A 15,573-nucleotide genomic window follows, 5' to 3' on the forward strand; every position below is an offset into this window, starting at 1 on the left:
TGCAGCGTCCCCGGCCACGGCCCGGCCCTGGGGCCGAGGCGCCGGCTGCCTGATGCTGCGCGTCGCGGGCCCTAGGCTGTTCCCGTGACACGGATCGTGGCCGGACGCGCCGGCGGACGCAGCCTCAAGGTGCCGCCCAAGGGCACGCGCCCGACGAGCGACCGGGTGCGCGAGGCGATGTTCTCGCGCCTCGAGCACTACGACGTCGTCGACGGCGCGCGGGTCCTCGACCTCTTCGCCGGCTCGGGCGCCCTCGGGCTCGAGGCCGCGAGCCGCGGCGCCGCGGCCGTCGTCCTCGTCGACGCGTCGCGCCAGGCCGCGGACGTGTGCCGCACGAACGCTGCCGCGACCGGGCTCACGGCCGTCGTCACGGTCGTCGTCGACCGTGCCGAGCGCGTCGTCGCGCACCCGCCCGCGCAGCCGTGGGACCTCGTCCTCGTCGACCCGCCGTACGACCTGCCGGACGCGACCGTCGACGCGCTCCTCGAGGCGCTCGCGGTCGACGGCGCCCTCACGCCCGGCGCGGTCGTCGTCGTCGAGCGCTCACGGCGCACCGCACCTCCGACGTGGCCCACCGGGTGGAGCGAGATCGCTCACAAGGACTACGGCGAGACGAGCATCTGGTACGGGGGACCCGATGGCGACGACGCGCCCGCCTGAGCAGGACGGGTGCCGCGTGGGGACCGGGCTGTCGCCGGAGGCATGGTCTAGCGTGGAGAGGTGACCATCGCCGTCTGCCCGGGGTCGTTCGACCCGTTCACGCTCGGACACCTCGACGTCGTGCGCCGCGCCCGACGCCTCGTCCCCGAGGTCGTCGTCGGCGTCGCCCGCAACTCCTCGAAGTCGTCCCTCCTCACGCTCGACGAGCGCCTCGACGTCGCCCGTGCCGCGGTCGCTGGCCTCGCGGGCGTGCGGGTCGAGCCCGTGCCCGGCCTGCTCGTCGACTTCTGCCGGGAGATCGGCGCGACCGTCGTCGTCAAGGGCCTGCGCGGTGGCGCCGACTACGACGCCGAGGTGCCGATGGCCCTCATGAACCGTCACCTCGCGGGCGTCGAGACCGTCTTCGTCGTCGGCGACGGCGCGCTCGCGCACGTCGCGTCGTCGCTCGTCAAGGACGTCGCCCGCTTCGGCGGACCGATCGACGACCTCGTCCCGCCGGGCGTCGGCGACGTCGTGCGGGCCGCGCTCGCACGACGCGCCGCCGACGCAGACCCTGCCCGGCCCCGCACCGCCCGTCCCTCCGAGGAGCCCCGATGACCGAGCAGCAGCACCCCACCGAGGACGAGGTCCCCAGCCTCCCCGCGCTCGTCGACGAGCTCGACGCGCTCGTCACGCACGCGCGCGCCATGCCGATGTCGGCGTCCGTGCTGGTCAACCGTGCCGACGCGCTCGCGCTCGTCGATGACCTGCGGGCCGCGATGCCCGCTCAGCTCGACCGCGCCGACGAGGTGCTCTCGGATGCTGACCGCGTGCTCGCGGACGCTGAGGAGCAGGCAGAACGTGTCATCGCGACCGCGCGGACGCGAGCCGCTCAGCTCGTCGCCGAGGAGCAGGTCGTCGTCCAGGCGCGCGCCGAGGCCGCGCGGATCGTCGAGGAGGCGCATGCGCAGGCGGACACGCTGCGGCGCGAGGCCGACGACTACTGCGACCGGCGTCTCGCGGAGTTCGAGATCGACCTCGGCAAGCTCGTCCTCCAGGTGCAGGCCGGCCGCGCCAAGCTGGCGGAGCGGCTTGATGACAGCGCGTCCGCCTCGAACGACTAGCATCGGAGGATCGCCGCGCCGATCCAGCGTGCGGCCCGACGAACAGCAGGCAACGATCGTGGACCACCGCACGCCCGACCCTCGCGATCCCTTCGTCCTCGACGTGCACGACCTGGGGCGCTCACCAGGGTCGATGCGCGCGCTCGACACGACGCTCGAGGCTCCGGCCGGGTTCGGCACCGACATCGTCGCTGTGCCCGAGGGCTCGTCGGTCCACCTCGACCTGCGCCTCGAGGCCGTCATGGAGGGCGTGTACGTCTCCGGCCTTGTGACGGCCGACGCTGTCGGGGAGTGCGCTCGCTGCCTCACCGAGCTCGAGATCGACGTCGACGTCGACGTCGCCGAACTCTTCCTCTACCCCGAACGGGCAGCCGCCCTCGCGGAGGAGCAGGCCGACGAGGAGAACCCCGACGAGGTGTACCTCGTCGAGAACGAGCTCATCGACCTCGAGCCACCGCTGCGCGACGCGGTCGTCACGTCTCTGCCCTTCTCGCCCCTGTGTCGTCCCGACTGCCAGGGCCTGTGCTCGGAGTGCGGCGCGGACCTCAACGACCCAGCGAACGAGGACCACTCCCACGAGATCCTCGACCCGCGCTGGAAGGCGCTCGCCGCGCTCGGCGGCGGTGATGCCGACGACACCGCTGAGGGGGGCGAGCGATGAGCGCGGCCGAGACCACCCTCTCGCCGTCGGACCTGCTCGAGACGCTCGGGATCGACGTTGACCCTGAGCTCCTCGTCCTTGCGCTCACCCATCGCAGCTTCGCGCACGAGGCGGGTGGCATCCCGACGAACGAGCGCCTCGAGTTCCTCGGGGACTCGGTGCTCGGGGTCATCGTCACGGAGGCACTCTTCCGTCGGCACGCCTCGCAGCCCGAGGGTGAGCTCGCGAAGATGCGGTCGGCGACGGTCTCGCAGCGCGCTCTCGCGGAGGTCGCGAGGACGCTTGACCTCGGCCAGTACATTCTCCTCGGCAAGGGGGAGCGGCGAACGGGCGGCCGTGAGAAGGACTCGATCCTCTCCGACACGGTCGAGGCGATCATCGGTGCCGTCTACCTCACGCATGGGCTCGAGCGCACACGGCGCTTCGTCCACACGCTCGTCGACCCGCTGCTCGACGCTGCCGCGGGGCTTGGCGCGGGGCTCGACTGGAAGACGAGCCTCCAGGAGGCGTCCGCCGAGGCCGGCCTCGGCGCGCCACGCTACGAGTCGGACTCCGAGGGGCCCGACCACGCGCGGATCTTCACGTCACGCGTCGTGCTAGCCGGGGTCGTCCGGGGCACGGGACAGGGCACCGCGAAGAAGCACGCGGAGCAGATCGCGGCGGAGGAGGCGTACGAGTGGGTCCAGGTGCACCTCGCCGCGACCGCCGTGCAGGAGGAGCCCGCCGAGGGTGCCTGAGCTTCCTGAGGTCGAGACCGTCCGCGACGGTCTCGACCGGCACGTCGTCGGTCTGAGCGTCACCCGCGCGGAGGTTCTCGCGCACCAGAGCGTGCGCCGCCACGAGGGCGGCGGGCCCGACCTCGTCGGACGGCTCGCGGGCCTGCGGCTCGCGGCCGCGGTGCGGCGCGGCAAGTTTCTGTGGCTGCCGCTGTCCGACGCGTCCGGGCCGACGGGTGAGGCACTGCTCGCGCACCTCGGCATGTCGGGTCAGCTCCTCGTCTCCGACGCGCCCCTGCCGGCACGCCGGCACCTGCGGGCCCGGATCCTGCTCGGCGAGGCCGGCCGCGCGCTCGACTTCGTCGACCAGCGGATGTTCGGCTACCTCGCGGTGAGCGAGCTCGTCCCCACGCCCGACGGCCTGCCCGGAGGGCTTGGCGCCCCGGACCCGTGGCTGCCCGCACCCGTCGCGCACGTCGCGCGCGACCTCCTCGACCCGGCGGTCGACGTCCGCGCGCTCGCCCGCGCCGCCCGCACGCGCCGGACCGCGATCAAGCGGCTCCTGCTCGACCAGACGTTCGTCTCGGGCGTCGGCAACATCTATGCCGACGAGGCCCTGTGGCGGGCGCGCGTCCACCATGCGCGGGCTGCGTCGGGCATCGCCGAGACGCGCCTCGTCGATCTCTTCACGGCCGCACGCGACGTCATGACCGAGGCCCTCGCGGTCGGCGGCACGAGCTTCGACGCGCTCTACGTCAACGTCAACGGCGAGTCCGGCTACTTCGCGCGCGGCCTCAACGCCTACGGGCGCGAGGGTGAACCGTGCCCGCGGTGCGGCACGCCCCTGCGCCGCGAGGCCTTCACGAACCGCTCGTCGTTCTTCTGCCCCGTCTGCCAGCGGCGGCGGTGAGCGGCGGCCGTGAGGGTGCGCGTCGCGTCGTAGACTCCCCGCCATGCCTCGCCCTCGTCGTGCCCGTGACATCCCCCTGCGCTTCGATGACGGGTTCCGCGGTGCGATCGCGATGCTCGTGTCGGTGCCGTTCGTCGTCGTGGCTGTGCTCATGCTCAGGGGGCCGAAGGACGACCTCGGGACGGCGCTCGCGTGGCTGTGCGTGTCCTTCACGGTGTTCTTCGTCGTCTACAACGCGTGGACGCACCTGCTGCTGTCGAGGGAGGACGCGCGCACGGTGACGCGGCTCGTGGCCCTCCAGCATCGCCGTGGTGCGAGCACGCTGTCGAAGGCTCTGGGTCTGAGGTCGGCCGAGGAGTGGGGCGTGACGGCTGCGGCGACGGCGCTCGTCATCTCGATCGCTGCGGCGGTCGTGGGGGCGCGTGACGGCGGGCTGCTGCTTCCGGTGCTCGTGCTCGTCACCGTCGCGTCGACGTGGGTGTCGGTCGTCTACGCGTTCGCGCTGCGCTACCTGCGGCTCCACGCGGCGGGGGAGCGGATCGACTTCGGGCTCGACGAAGAGCCCGAGTTCGGGGAGTTCCTCTCGATGGCGGTCATGGTCTCGGCCGTCGGTGCGCTCTCGGGCGGGACGCCACGCACGCGTGCGGGACTCACCGCGGTCCGCGTCCAGACGGTCGTCGCGTTCGCGTTCAACACGATCGTCGTCGCGATGGCGGTCTCGCTCATCACGGGGCTCGTCACGTCGTCCTGACCACCGGCACCGCTCCCCGTCCCGGGGAGGGGGACCCGCCTGTCAGCGGCGTCGCCTGTCAGCGCCGCCGTGACACTGGCAGGAGTCTCGCGAGGGCGTGGCAGACGAGCGCCGCTGAGACGAGGAGCGCGGCGCCCCGTGCGTAATCGGCCGCGCGCAGGGGCGTGCCCTCGAGCGCGAGCTCGCGGCGCGCGACCGTCGCGCCGGGCAGCATGACGGGCAGGGCCGTCGCGACGCCGGGCGTGTAGCCCCGCTGGAGGACGGAGGCGCCGACGTGCGTCGCGACGTGCGCCTCGAGGCCTGCGACGACCGCCCGGTAGAGGCGTGAGCGGCCGCCGAGGCCGCGACCTGCGCGGCAGGCGGCGGCGACGAGCACGCCCATGAGCCCGACCGCGACCCACGACTGCCGATGGTCCATGCGCAGCACCTCGACACCTGTCGCGTCGGCGGCGCGCTCGCACGCGACGGGGAACGCCATGGCCTCCTCGACGTCGTGGAGCGCCCAGGCGAGGAGGAGTGTAGAAGGTCCGTTCCGTGGCATGCGGCTGACAATAGCGCTCTCACGTCGTCACCGCAGGGCGCACTACGGCGCGCGTCGGGAGAGGACGCGACCGCCACACGCGCGAGACAGGGCGTCAACCGTGCGGCGCGCTGGGTACGATGGTCCTATGCGAGCGACGAACGCCCCTGACACGTCCGGTGAGCCGATCACCGTCATGATCGTCGACGACCACGAGGTCGTCCGCCGTGGCATCGCCGAGGTCGTCGACAGGTCCGAGGGCCTGAGCGTCGTCGCCGAGGCGGGCTCGGTCGCCGAGGGTGAGCGCCGTGCGGCGCTCGTGCGGCCCCAGGTGATCCTCGTCGACCTCCAGCTGCCCGACGGCACCGGCATCGACCTCATCACCAAGCTGCGTGCGAGCGGCTCCGAGGCGCGGGCGATCATCCTCACGTCGTTCGACGACGACCGGGCGCTCGCCGAGGCCCTCGAGGCCGGCGCAGCCGCCTACCTCCTCAAGAGCGTGCGGGGCGCCGAGATCTCCGACGTCATCCACGCGGTCGCCGCGGGACGCGTGCTGCTCGACGAGCGCACCATCACCCGTCGTCGTGCCGAGCACGAGGACCCGACGGCTGACCTCACGCCGTCCGAACTGCGCGTCGTCGACCTCATCGGCGAGGGCCTCTCCAACCGTGAGATCGCCGAGCGGCTCTCCGTCGCCGAGAAGACCGTGAAGAACCACATCACCTCGCTCCTCGCGAAGATGGGCCTCCAGCGCCGGACGCAGGTCGCGGCGTGGGCCGCGAGCCGCAAGAACCGCGAGTGGGCGGCGACGGACAAGCACTGATGACTGACGCTGGCATGCTCCGCCCCATCGTCCAGGGGCTCATGCCCCGCGCCCTCGCCGAGCTCGGCGAGCTCGTCGCCATCCCGTCCGTCGCCGACGCGGCGCTCGTCCCTCACGAGCGACTCGTCGAGGCGGCCGAGCTCACGCGCGACCTCTTCACCGAGGCGGGCGTGCCGTGCGAGCTCGTCCCGACGCCCGACGGCACCGACGCCGTCGTCGGCTACCTGCCCGGCCCCGAGGGTGCACCGACGGTCCTCCTCTACGCGCACTACGACGTCCAGCCGCCGCTCGACGAGCAGGCGTGGACGACCCCGCCGTTCGAGCTCACCGAGCGTGACGGTCGCCTCTACGGCCGCGGCGCGGCCGACTGCAAGGGCAACATCGTCGCCCACCTCACGGCGCTGCGCGCCCTGCGTGCGTGGACCCAGGAGACCGGTCAGCCGATCCCCGTCAGCATCCGCGTCGTCGTCGAGGGCTCCGAGGAGCAGGGGACCGGAGGGCTCGAGCACCACCTGCTCGCGCACTCGGACGCCTACCCGGCGGACGTCATCCTCGTCGCCGACGCGGGGAACGTCGCCGCGGGCCAGCCGACGCTCACGGTGTCGCTGCGCGGCACTGCCGACGTCGAGATCGAGCTGCGCACGCTCGCCGGGCCGCTGCACTCGGGCGCGTACGGCGGCGCGGCTCCGGACCCCGTCGCGGCCCTCGTCGCGCTCCTCGCGACCCTGCGCGACGCCGACGGTGTCGTCACGGTCGACGGCCTCGACACGTCGGGCACGTGGGACGGCGCACCGTACGACCTCGCGACGTTCCGCTCCGACGCGGCGATCCTCGACGGCGTCGACGTCACCGGGACGGGCACCGTCGCAGACGCGCTCTGGGCGCGGCCCGCCCTCACGATCACGGGCATCGACGTGCCGAGCGTCGCGAACGCCGTCAACGCCGTCCAAGCGTCGGCGCGTGCCCGCCTCAACCTGCGTGTCCCGCCCGGCACGGACCCCGCCGCGGCGCAAGACCTCCTCGTCGCGCACCTCGAACGGCACGTGCCATGGGGCGCGCACGCGACGATCGTCCGCGACGTGCCCGGCTCACCGTTCCTCGCCCGCACCGACGGTCACGGCTTCGCGGTCCTCTCCGACGCGCTCGCCGAGGCCTTCGGCACCGAGCGCACCGTGACGAGCGGCCAAGGCGGCTCGATCCCGCTGTGCAACGTCTTCCAGCAGGTCAACCCCGACGCCGAGATCGTCCTCATGGGCTGCGAGGAGCCGGCGAGCCTCATCCACGCTCCCAACGAGTCGGTCGACCCGTCCGAGATCGAGGCGCTCTCACTCGGCGAGGCGCTCTTCCTCCTTCGCCTCGGGACCCCGGCGTAGCCGTCACGCAAGAATCCGCGCATCTGGTCACTCCCCGCGACCAGATGCGCGGATTCACGTGTCTGGGGGCGCGGGGGCGGAGGCGCTACTGGAGCGGGACTGACCAGCGGACGAGCGTGCCCGCGCCCTCCGGGTTCGGCTCGAGCGTGAACTCGCCGCCGTGCTGACGGGCGCGTGACGCAAGGTTTCCCGTGCCGGAACGCCGGCCCGTGACGTGGTCGAGCCCCACGCCGTCGTCGCGCACCTCGACGACGACCTCGCCGCCGCCCGCGACGCCCGGCAGCATGTCGACCGCGAGTGACGTGATCGCGACCGTCACCTGGACCGACGACGCGTGCGCGTGCCGAGCCGCGTTCGCAAGACCCTCACGCACGACCGCCACGACGTCGTCGGCGAGCCCGTCGGCGACGAAGTCGTCGACGAGCGTCTCGTCGTCCGCGAGGGACGGATCCGCGCGCGACTCCGAGCCGAGGACGTGCCCGTCGATCGTGATGACGAGCGACGGCGCGAACGACAGCCCCGTGCGCGCGAGGCTCGCCTCGCGCCGCAGCCGCTCGACGAGGCCCGTCGCGGCGTCCGGGTCGCGTAGCGCGTGGACGATCGCACGGATCTGCTTGACGGTCGAGTCGACGTTGTCGAGCGCCTCCTCGACGATGCTCACGAGCTCGGTCGCGTCGACGCCGCGCGCGGCGCGCCTGCGTACGGTCTCAAGCTGCATGCCGGTCGCGAAGAGCTGCTGGATCGCGAGGTCGTGAAGGTCGCGGGCGATGCGGTCACGCTCGCCCGCGAGCTCGGCCTCGGCCTGCGACTGGCGGGCCGCCGCGAGGATCATGGCGATCGCGGCCTGTCCCGCGAATGTCTCGGCGGTTGCGAGGTCGGTCTCGTCGAACGGCTCGCGACCCGGTTTGCGCAGCAGGACGAGCACCCCGACGGGATCCTCGGGCGTCCCCATGGGGGCGTAGAGCGCAGGGCCGAAGCGGCGCATCTCGGGGACGCGGATACCGGGGGCTGTCGCGAGGTCGAGGAGCACGCCCCAGCCCGACGTGAGCGCAGTGCCGGCGACGCCGTCCGGTGGGACCTCGACGCCGAGGATGTCGGCGTCCGACCACCCCTCGGCGAACTCGATGAAGAGCCGCTTGCCGACGCCCGGCAGGATGAGCGCAGCCGTGTCGGCGTCCGCGATGTACCGGGACGTCGAGACGATCTCCTGGAGGATCTCCTCCTCGTCCTTCTCGCCCGAGAGCAGGAGCGTCGTCAGCTCCTGGCCCGCGCGCAGCCATCGCTCGCGCCGTGCGGCAAGCTCGTAGAGCTGCGCGTTCTGGATCGCGACGCCCGCCGCGGCGGCGAGCGCCTCGACGATGTACGCGTCACGGCGCGTGAACCCGCCGGGCTTCTCCGCGAGGTAGAGGTGGCCGAAGACCTTGTCCCGGACGCGGATCGCGGTGCCGAGAAACTGGTGCATGGGCGGGTGCCCGGGCGGGAACCCCTCGAAGGACGGATCCTTCATGAGGTCGAAGAGCGTGAGCGTGCCGCGGTCGGGAATCTTGCGGAGCACTCCGTGGAAGCCGGGCGGGTGGGGCAGGCTCTCGGCCGTGCGCTCGTCGATGCCGACCTGGACGAAGAGGATCGAGTCGCCCGCGGGCGAGAACGAGTTGATCGCGGCGTACGGAGAGTCCGTGAGGTTCGCGCACGTCTCGACGAAGTTCTGCAGGACGGCTGGCAGGTCGAGGTCGGACGCGAGGCCGAGCACGGCGCCAAGCACCTCGTCGTCGATCTTGTGAGGCCTGTGGACGGCCATGTCGGTCTCCCCGTGGTTCGTCGTCACCGGGCCTCCGCACGTTCGAGGTCCCACGCCGTACGGTACGCGGGCAGGTGCTCGAGCAGAAAAGCGTGGGAGCCGCGCGCGACGACGCGAGCCGCGGGACGCAGGCCGTCCGACGTCGCGGAGCTGGCGCCGGGTACCGCCGGGGGGAGGGCGAGGACGACGACCTCGTCGACCGCGTCGAGCGGCGTGAGGCGGTGGGTCGCGACGACGATGCCGCGGCCCGCAGCCGCGAGGCGCGGGAGGACCTCGGCGACGAGAGCGTCGGCGGCGCCCGGCTCGACGTGCTCGGCGGGCTCGTCGACGAGGAGGATCGGGGCGTCGGCGAGGACGGCACGCGCAAGGAGGAGGCGTCGACGCTCACCGCCGGAGACGGTCGCTCCGCCGGGGCCGAGGAGCGTGCCGAGCCCGTCGGGCAGTGCGTCGAGCCACGTGCCGAGGCCGAGGAGCCGCAGGGTCTCCGCGGCCTCGGCCTCGGTGACGGTGCCGCGCGCGACACGGAGGTTCTCGAGGACGCTCGTCGCGAAGATGTGCGCGTCCTCGGCTGTGACGATGCTCGAGCCAGCGGGGCTCGTCACGGTTCCGGCCGCGGGTTCGAGGAGCCCGCCGAGCGTGAGGAGCGCTGTCGTCTTGCCGATGCCGCTCGGTCCGACGAGGGCGACGACGCGTCCCGGCGTGATGTCGAGGTCGAGGCCCTCGACGACGGGGGCGCGTCCGGGCCATGCGCACGCGATGCCGGCGGCCGCCACCCGGGGCGCGTCGGGCACGGTGGCATGCGTGGGAGCGTCGGCCGTCGGGGGAGTCGCGAGGACGTGGGCGCTCACGGAGCCGTCGGGGTCGCACGCGTCGAGGAGGGCCGCGATGCGGCCCGCGGCGGCGCGCGAACGGTGGAGCTGGACGGCAGCGGCGGGCAGGAGCGATGTCGCCTCGAAGGCCGCGAGCGGCACGAGCGCGACGACCGCGAGCTCGACGGGCGCGAGCATGCCCGCGCCGACGGCGGGAATACCGAGGACGAGCGCGCCGAGGAGTGCGACCCCGACCGCGACGTCGGCGATCGCGGCGGCGACCGCGAGGGGTGCGGCGGTGCGGTCGCGGGCCGCCGACATCTCGCGGTCTGCGGCGCGCAGCCGCGCCCGCTCGTCGTCGAGAGCACCCGTCACCTGCAGGAGCGCGGAGTCCTCGAGGAGCGTGAGGGCGGCGTCGGTGACGCGAGCGCGAGCGTCGACGGTCGCGGCCTCCGAGGCGCGTGTCGCGCGGGCCGTGAGCCACGGGCTCACGACGCCCGCGACGAGCAGGCACAGGGTGAGGACGAGCGCAGCCGACGGCAGGAACGCGCCGACGGTGATGACGGCCCCGAGCGAGAGGACGACGGCGACGCCCGCGGGCACGAGCGCGCGCACGACGACGTCGCCGACCGTGTCGGCGTCCTGGCCGGTGCGTGCGAGGAGGTCGCCGCGCCGGAGCCCCGCGACCGCGTCGAGGCGGCCGGCAGCGAGCACGCGGTAGAGGTTGGTGCGGAGCGACGCGACGCCGCGGAGCGCGACCTCGTGGGACGCGAGCCGCTCGAGGTAGCGGAAGAGGCCGCGACCGATGCCGAAGGCGCGCACGCCGACGGTCGCGACCGAGAGCGAGAGGACCGGCGGCATCTGCGAGGCGCGGGCGATGAGCCACGCGGAGACGGCGGCGAGGGCGAGGGCCGAGCCGAGCGCGAGCGAGCCGAGACCGACAGCGGCCAGGGCGCGGGCGGGGGAGACCTCGAGCAGCGGCAGGACGCGACGCAGCGGGTCGCGCCGGGGTGCGGGGGCGGTCATGCGTCGGCCCTCCCGGCCACGGCCGCGGGGGCATCGTCGCGGGCCGTCACCTCGACGACCGCGTCGGCGGCGGCGACGAGCGAGGCGCGGTGCGCGACGACGAGGACCGTCCGGCCCTGCGCACGCAGCGCCTCGACGGCGGCGAGCACCTGCTCCTCGCTCAGCGCGTCGAGGTGCGCCGTCGGCTCGTCGAGCACGACGACGGGCCGTGCCGTGACGAGCGCACGGGTGAGGTGGACGCGCTGGCGCTGGCCGAGGCTTAGCCCCGTGCCGCCCTGGCCGACGGGGGAGTCCCAGCCGCCGGGCAGCGTCGTGACGACGCCGTCGAGGCCCGTCGCGCGGGCGGCGTCGAGCTCGGTGGCCGTCGGTGCGCCGGTCGTCGTGCGGACGCCCCTCACCGCGGCGAGCACGGTCGCCGGAGCGAGCGTCGCACGCTGGGGCACCCACGTGACGAGTGCGTGCCACGACGTGAGGTCGACGTCCGCGAGGTCGTGCTCGGCGCCGTCGACGACGACGCTCACGCCGCCGGCGTCGGGCGCGACGAGCCCGAGCAGGGCGAGGACCGCGGTCGACTTGCCGGAGCCGTTGGGGCCGACGAGCGCCGTCACCTCGCCGGGGCGGGCCACGAGCGTGAGATCGGCGGGAGCCGTGCGACCGCGCCCCTCCGCGACGACGGACAGACCGTCGAGCCGCACCTCGACGCGCGGCGCGGCGTCGGCGGCCGGCAGCGTCACGGTGCCGCGCGGCCGGGGCGTCGCGTCGGGGTGCTCGATGACGTCGAACGCGGCCTCGGCGGCCGCGAGCCCGTCGGTCGACGCGTGGAAGTGGAGGCCGACCTGTCGCAGCGGCAGGAACACCTCGGGCGCGAGGACGAGCACGGCGAGGCCCGTCTGGAGGTCGAGGTTGCCGTGGACGAGGCGCATGCCGATGGTCACGGCGACGAGCGCGACGCACAGCGTCGTGAGGAGCTCGAGGACCATGCCCGAGAGGAACGCGATGCGCAGCGTGCCCATCGTGGCGCGGCGGTGCGCGTCGCCGAGGGCCCGGACCCGTGCTGCGGGACCGTGCTCGCGCCCGAGAGCGCGGAGCGTCGGCAGGCCCGCGAGGAGGTCGAGCGTCTGGGCGCCGAGCCGCTGCATCGACGTGAGTCGCCGCTCCGAGACGCCCTGGGTCATGACGCCGACGAGCCACATGAAGATCGGCACGAGCGGGATCGTCGCGAGGATGATCGCGCCCGACACCCACTCGTGCCACCACACGACCGCGAGGGTCGCGGGCGTGAGTGTCGCGGCGAGCAGCAGCTGGGGGAGGTACCGCACGAAGTACGGCTCGAGGTCGTCGAGGCCCCGCGTCGCGAGCGTCGCCACGGCAGGACCGTCACCGCCCGCGAGCCAGCGGGGGCCGCGCGCGAGCGCGGCGTCGACGACCTGTCCGCGCAGGTCCGCGACGACGCGCGTCGCGGCGCGGTGCGCGTAGCGCTCCTGGAGGCCGACGACGAGCATGCGGACGACGATGACGCCGGCGAGCCAGCCGAGCAGCCCGCGGGCCTCCGCGAGGGGCCGGTCGTGCGTGATCGCGGGCGCGAGGATCGCGGCGAGGAGCAGTGCTTGGGCGACGACGAGCCCCGCCGTGGCGACGCCCGCGGCCGCCGTCACGAGGACGTGGCCGCGGGCGTCGCGCGCGTGGGCGAGGAGCCGCGGGTCGAGAGGCTTCACAGACCTATCTTCAACCCACCGTGATGTCGTCGGTCTTGGTGAGCGACAGCCCGATCGGGTCGGGGATGTGCTCGACCGTGAGGCGCTTCTTGAACACCCAGTACGTCCAGCCCTGGTAGAGGAGGACGACGGGCACGAGCGCGACCGCAACCCACGTCATCACCGTGAGCGTGTAGTCCGTCGAGCTCGCGTTGTGGATGGTGAGCGAGTTCGCGGGGTCGAGGGCGGGCATGACGTCGGGGAACATCGAGCCGAAGATCAGCACGACGGCCGCGACCAGCGTGACGCCCGAGAGCGTGAACGCCCAGCCCTCGCGCTCCTTGCGGGTCGCGACGACGACGCCGACGAGGCATGCGGCGGCGACCCCGACCGCAGCCCACGTCCACGTCACCGAGTAGGCGACCTGCGCCCACACGGCCCAGCCGCCCGCGAGGACGGTCGCGACGAGCGCGAACGTCCGGGCGAGGCCCGTTGCACGCGTCCGGATCTCGCCGTCCGTCTTGAGCGCGAGGAACACCGCGCCGTGGAGGAGGAAGAGCGAGAGCGTCACGAGTCCGCCGAGCAGCGTGAACGGCGTGAGCAGGGAGAAGAAACCGCCGACGAACTCGTGGTTCGCGTCGAGCTCGACGCCCGCGACGAGGTTCGCGAAGGCCACGCCCCAGAGGACCGCGGGCACCCACGAGCCGATGATGATGCCGCGGTCGGCCCACGCCGCCCAGCGGGCGTCGGCGATCTTGCCGCGGTACTCGAAGGAGACGCCACGGATGATGAGCGCGAGGAGGATGAGCAGCAGGGGCAGGTAGAAACCGCTGAAGAGCGTCGCGTACCACTCGGGGAACGCCGCGAACGTCGCGCCGCCTGCCGTGAGCAGCCACACCTCGTTGCCGTCCCACACGGGGCCGATCGTGTTGATGACGACGCGGCGCTCCTTGTCGTTCCTGCCGAGGACCGGCAGGAGCATGCCGACGCCGAAGTCGAAGCCCTCGAGGACGAGGTAGCCGGCCCAGAGGACCGCGATGAGTACGAACCAGAGCTCGGGAAGCATGGTGTTTTCTCCTTGTCCTGGTGGCGGCTCAGTAGGCGAACGACAGCGGGGCGTCCGTGTCGTCGTCCGTGCGGGCTTCGGGGGACTCGTCGTGGACGACGAGGGGCACACCCTCGATCGCGTAGCGGTGCATGAGCTTGCCCCAGACGACGGCGAGGGCGCCGTAGACGAGCGTGAACGCGACGAGAGAGGTGAGGACGACGCCGGGGCTCGTGACGTTCGAGACGCCGCGCCACGTCATCATCCACACGCCGTCGACGCCGGACGGGTTGGGGTTGGGGTAGACGACCCATGGCTGACGACCCATCTCGGTGAAGATCCAGCCGAACGCCGACGCGAGGAACGGCGCGGGCAGGGCGACGAGACCGAGGCGCTTGAACCACACGTTGTCCGTGACCGCGCCCTTGCGGGTGAACCACAGCGCGCCGAGCGCGAGGAGCGCGGAGAACACACCGAAGCCGATCATGAGACGGAACGACCAGTAGGTGATCGCGAGGTTGGGGATGTAGTCGAGCACCTCGTCGGCGGTGCCGTCGGTCGGCACGGGAAGGCCGTTGAGCTGGGCGTGCTCGCCCTTCGTCGCGCCGTGGACCGCAGCCATCTCCTCCTGGAGCTGCTCGGTGCCCTTGATCGTCGCGTCGAACGTGTTCGTCGCGAGGAACGAGGTGAGGCCCGGGATCTGCAGGACGTGGGTGACCGACCCGCAGTCGCCCTCGAGGTTGCCGATCGTGAGGATCGAGAACCCGGCGCCGTCCTCCGTCTGGCACAGGCCCTCGGCGGCGGCCATCTTCGCGGGCTGCTGCTCGAACATCAGCTGGGCCTGCGTGTGGCCTGAGAGCGCGACGCCGAGGCCTGCGACGAGCATGACCCACGCACCCGCGCGGAGGCCGGAGCGGTACGTGGAGCGGGCGAGCTCGACGTTCTCAGGCTTCTTCGAGCGCACGAGTCGGACCATCCACCAGGCGCAGATGCCCGCGACGAATGTACCGGCCGTGACGAACGCGGCGGTGATGGTGTGGGGGAAGGCTGCGAGCACCGTGTTGTTCGTGAGGACAGCCCAGATGTCGACGAGCTCGGCGCGGCCGGTCTCGGGGTTGAAGATCGTGCCGACCGGGTGCTGCATCCACGAGTTGGCCGCGAGGATGAAGTAGGCAGAGAGGTTCGTCGCGATGGCGACGGCCCAGATGCACGCGAGGTGGATCTTCTTGGGGAGGCGTCCCCAGCCGAAGATCCACAGGCCGAGGAACGTGGACTCGACGAAGAACGCGGCGAGGGCCTCCATGGCGAGCGGTGCGCCGAAGACGTCGCCGACGAAGCGCGAGTACTCGGACCAGTTCATGCCGAACTGGAACTCCTGGACGATGCCCGTGACGACGCCGATGGCGAAGTTGATGAGGAGGAGCTTGCCGAAGAACTTCGTGAGGCGCAGCCACTTCTCGTCGCCCGTACGGACCCAGGCGGTCTGGAAGGCGGCGACCATCGGTGCGAGCCCGATCGTCAGGGGGACGAAGATGAAGTGGTAGACGGTGGTGACACCGAACTGCCATCGTGCGAGGTCAAGTACTTCCACCGGGGGCTCCACGTTCGAGGTGCGGGGTGCGGTCGACGGATGCGAGATGACGCAGCGTCGTGTCAGGAAGAATCTAGGGCTGATGGGCTGAAG

The 15,573-nt window shown here is 72.8% G+C and carries 15 protein-coding genes; 9 read left to right on the forward strand and 6 right to left on the reverse strand.

Going from position 1 to position 15,573, the window contains the following annotated elements; all coding sequences use genetic code 11:
* Nucleotides 1-84 precede the first annotated feature (84 nt).
* From rsmD to IGS67_RS11075, 7 genes are all read left to right on the forward strand, one after another.
* The gene (rsmD, locus tag IGS67_RS11045; RefSeq protein WP_192280908.1) at nucleotides 85-660 is read left to right on the forward strand and encodes a 16S rRNA (guanine(966)-N(2))-methyltransferase RsmD; all 576 of its coding nucleotides are present in this window, start codon (nucleotides 85-87) and stop codon (nucleotides 658-660) included.
* 60 nt (nucleotides 661-720) lie between these two features.
* Nucleotides 721-1,257: a pantetheine-phosphate adenylyltransferase gene (gene coaD, locus IGS67_RS11050; RefSeq protein WP_192280911.1), complete on the forward strand. Its 537-nt coding sequence runs from the start codon at nucleotides 721-723 to the stop codon at nucleotides 1,255-1,257.
* Nucleotides 1,254-1,763 carry an ATP synthase subunit B family protein gene (locus IGS67_RS11055; RefSeq protein WP_192280914.1) on the forward strand — a complete coding sequence of 170 codons (510 nt, stop codon included), beginning with the start codon at nucleotides 1,254-1,256 and terminating at the stop codon, nucleotides 1,761-1,763. Before coaD ends, IGS67_RS11055 begins: the two co-directional genes overlap by 4 nt.
* 133 nt (nucleotides 1,764-1,896) lie before the next feature.
* On the forward strand, nucleotides 1,897-2,424 hold the full coding sequence (locus tag IGS67_RS11060; protein WP_235978156.1) for a YceD family protein: 528 nt from the start codon (nucleotides 1,897-1,899) through the stop codon (nucleotides 2,422-2,424).
* Entirely contained in the window at nucleotides 2,421-3,161 is a 741-nt protein-coding gene (gene rnc / locus IGS67_RS11065; protein WP_192280920.1) for a ribonuclease III, read from the forward strand. Before IGS67_RS11060 ends, rnc begins: the two co-directional genes overlap by 4 nt.
* Nucleotides 3,154-4,050: a bifunctional DNA-formamidopyrimidine glycosylase/DNA-(apurinic or apyrimidinic site) lyase gene (gene mutM / locus IGS67_RS11070; protein ID WP_192280923.1), complete on the forward strand. Its 897-nt coding sequence runs from the start codon at nucleotides 3,154-3,156 to the stop codon at nucleotides 4,048-4,050. Before rnc ends, mutM begins: the two co-directional genes overlap by 8 nt.
* 43 nt (nucleotides 4,051-4,093) lie before the next feature.
* A complete protein-coding gene (locus tag IGS67_RS11075) occupies nucleotides 4,094-4,801 on the forward strand; it encodes a DUF1345 domain-containing protein (protein ID WP_192280926.1) in 708 nt (235 codons plus the stop codon).
* Nucleotides 4,802-4,859: 58 nt separating this feature from the next.
* Here IGS67_RS11075 and IGS67_RS11080 read toward each other — a convergent pair whose 3' ends face one another.
* Nucleotides 4,860-5,342, reverse strand: coding sequence for an HXXEE domain-containing protein (locus IGS67_RS11080; RefSeq protein ID WP_192280930.1), 483 nt, complete (start codon nucleotides 5,340-5,342; stop codon nucleotides 4,860-4,862).
* Between the two features lie 127 nt (nucleotides 5,343-5,469).
* Between IGS67_RS11080 and IGS67_RS11085 the strand changes: the two genes are divergently transcribed.
* A complete protein-coding gene (locus IGS67_RS11085) occupies nucleotides 5,470-6,144 on the forward strand; it encodes a response regulator (RefSeq protein WP_456237408.1) in 675 nt (224 codons plus the stop codon).
* Nucleotides 6,144-7,517 carry a dipeptidase gene (locus IGS67_RS11090; RefSeq protein WP_192280934.1) on the forward strand — a complete coding sequence of 458 codons (1,374 nt, stop codon included), beginning with the start codon at nucleotides 6,144-6,146 and terminating at the stop codon, nucleotides 7,515-7,517. The genes IGS67_RS11085 and IGS67_RS11090 overlap by 1 nt, the downstream gene beginning before the upstream one ends.
* 85 nt (nucleotides 7,518-7,602) lie before the next feature.
* On the opposite strand, the gene IGS67_RS11095 is transcribed toward IGS67_RS11090, so the two are convergent.
* From IGS67_RS11095 to IGS67_RS11115, 5 genes are read right to left on the reverse strand one after another with little or no spacing between them, the layout of a single operon-like run.
* On the reverse strand, nucleotides 7,603-9,342 hold the full coding sequence (locus IGS67_RS11095) for a GAF domain-containing sensor histidine kinase (RefSeq protein WP_328742483.1): 1,740 nt from the start codon (nucleotides 9,340-9,342) through the stop codon (nucleotides 7,603-7,605).
* On the reverse strand, nucleotides 9,339-11,150 hold the full coding sequence (gene cydC, locus IGS67_RS11100) for a thiol reductant ABC exporter subunit CydC (RefSeq protein ID WP_192280937.1): 1,812 nt from the start codon (nucleotides 11,148-11,150) through the stop codon (nucleotides 9,339-9,341). Before cydC ends, IGS67_RS11095 begins: the two co-directional genes overlap by 4 nt.
* Nucleotides 11,147-12,865, reverse strand: coding sequence for a thiol reductant ABC exporter subunit CydD (gene cydD, locus IGS67_RS11105; RefSeq protein ID WP_192280940.1), 1,719 nt, complete (start codon nucleotides 12,863-12,865; stop codon nucleotides 11,147-11,149). The genes cydC and cydD overlap by 4 nt, the downstream gene beginning before the upstream one ends.
* Nucleotides 12,866-12,875: 10 nt before the next feature.
* Nucleotides 12,876-13,910 carry a cytochrome d ubiquinol oxidase subunit II gene (cydB, locus tag IGS67_RS11110; protein ID WP_192280943.1) on the reverse strand — a complete coding sequence of 345 codons (1,035 nt, stop codon included), beginning with the start codon at nucleotides 13,908-13,910 and terminating at the stop codon, nucleotides 12,876-12,878.
* A gap of 28 nt (nucleotides 13,911-13,938) precedes the next feature.
* Nucleotides 13,939-15,480 (reverse strand): cytochrome ubiquinol oxidase subunit I, encoded by a 1,542-nt coding sequence (locus IGS67_RS11115; RefSeq protein ID WP_192280945.1) that lies wholly within the window; start codon nucleotides 15,478-15,480, stop codon nucleotides 13,939-13,941.
* Nucleotides 15,481-15,573: the final 93 nt, after the last annotated feature.

Origin of the sequence: Flavimobilis rhizosphaerae (assembly GCF_014852685.1) — a bacterium.
Classification (GTDB): domain Bacteria; phylum Actinomycetota; class Actinomycetes; order Actinomycetales; family Cellulomonadaceae; genus Flavimobilis; species Flavimobilis rhizosphaerae.

Bases quoted from the DNA above. Each gene is read 5' to 3' on its own strand.
- IGS67_RS11055 (WP_192280914.1), top strand. From the start codon at position 1,254: ATGACCGAGCAGCAGCACCCCACCGAGGACGAGGTCCCCAGCCTCCCC.
- IGS67_RS11060 (WP_235978156.1), top strand. From the start codon at position 1,897: ATGCGCGCGCTCGACACGACGCTCGAGGCTCCGGCCGGGTTCGGCACC.
- rnc (WP_192280920.1), top strand. From the start codon at position 2,421: ATGAGCGCGGCCGAGACCACCCTCTCGCCGTCGGACCTGCTCGAGACG.
- IGS67_RS11075 (WP_192280926.1), top strand. From the start codon at position 4,094: ATGCCTCGCCCTCGTCGTGCCCGTGACATCCCCCTGCGCTTCGATGAC.
- IGS67_RS11080 (WP_192280930.1), bottom strand. From the start codon at position 5,342: ATGCCACGGAACGGACCTTCTACACTCCTCCTCGCCTGGGCGCTCCAC.
- IGS67_RS11085 (WP_456237408.1), top strand. From the start codon at position 5,470: ATGCGAGCGACGAACGCCCCTGACACGTCCGGTGAGCCGATCACCGTC.
- IGS67_RS11090 (WP_192280934.1), top strand. From the start codon at position 6,144: ATGACTGACGCTGGCATGCTCCGCCCCATCGTCCAGGGGCTCATGCCC.
- cydC (WP_192280937.1), bottom strand. From the start codon at position 11,150: ATGACCGCCCCCGCACCCCGGCGCGACCCGCTGCGTCGCGTCCTGCCG.
- cydB (WP_192280943.1), bottom strand. From the start codon at position 13,910: ATGCTTCCCGAGCTCTGGTTCGTACTCATCGCGGTCCTCTGGGCCGGC.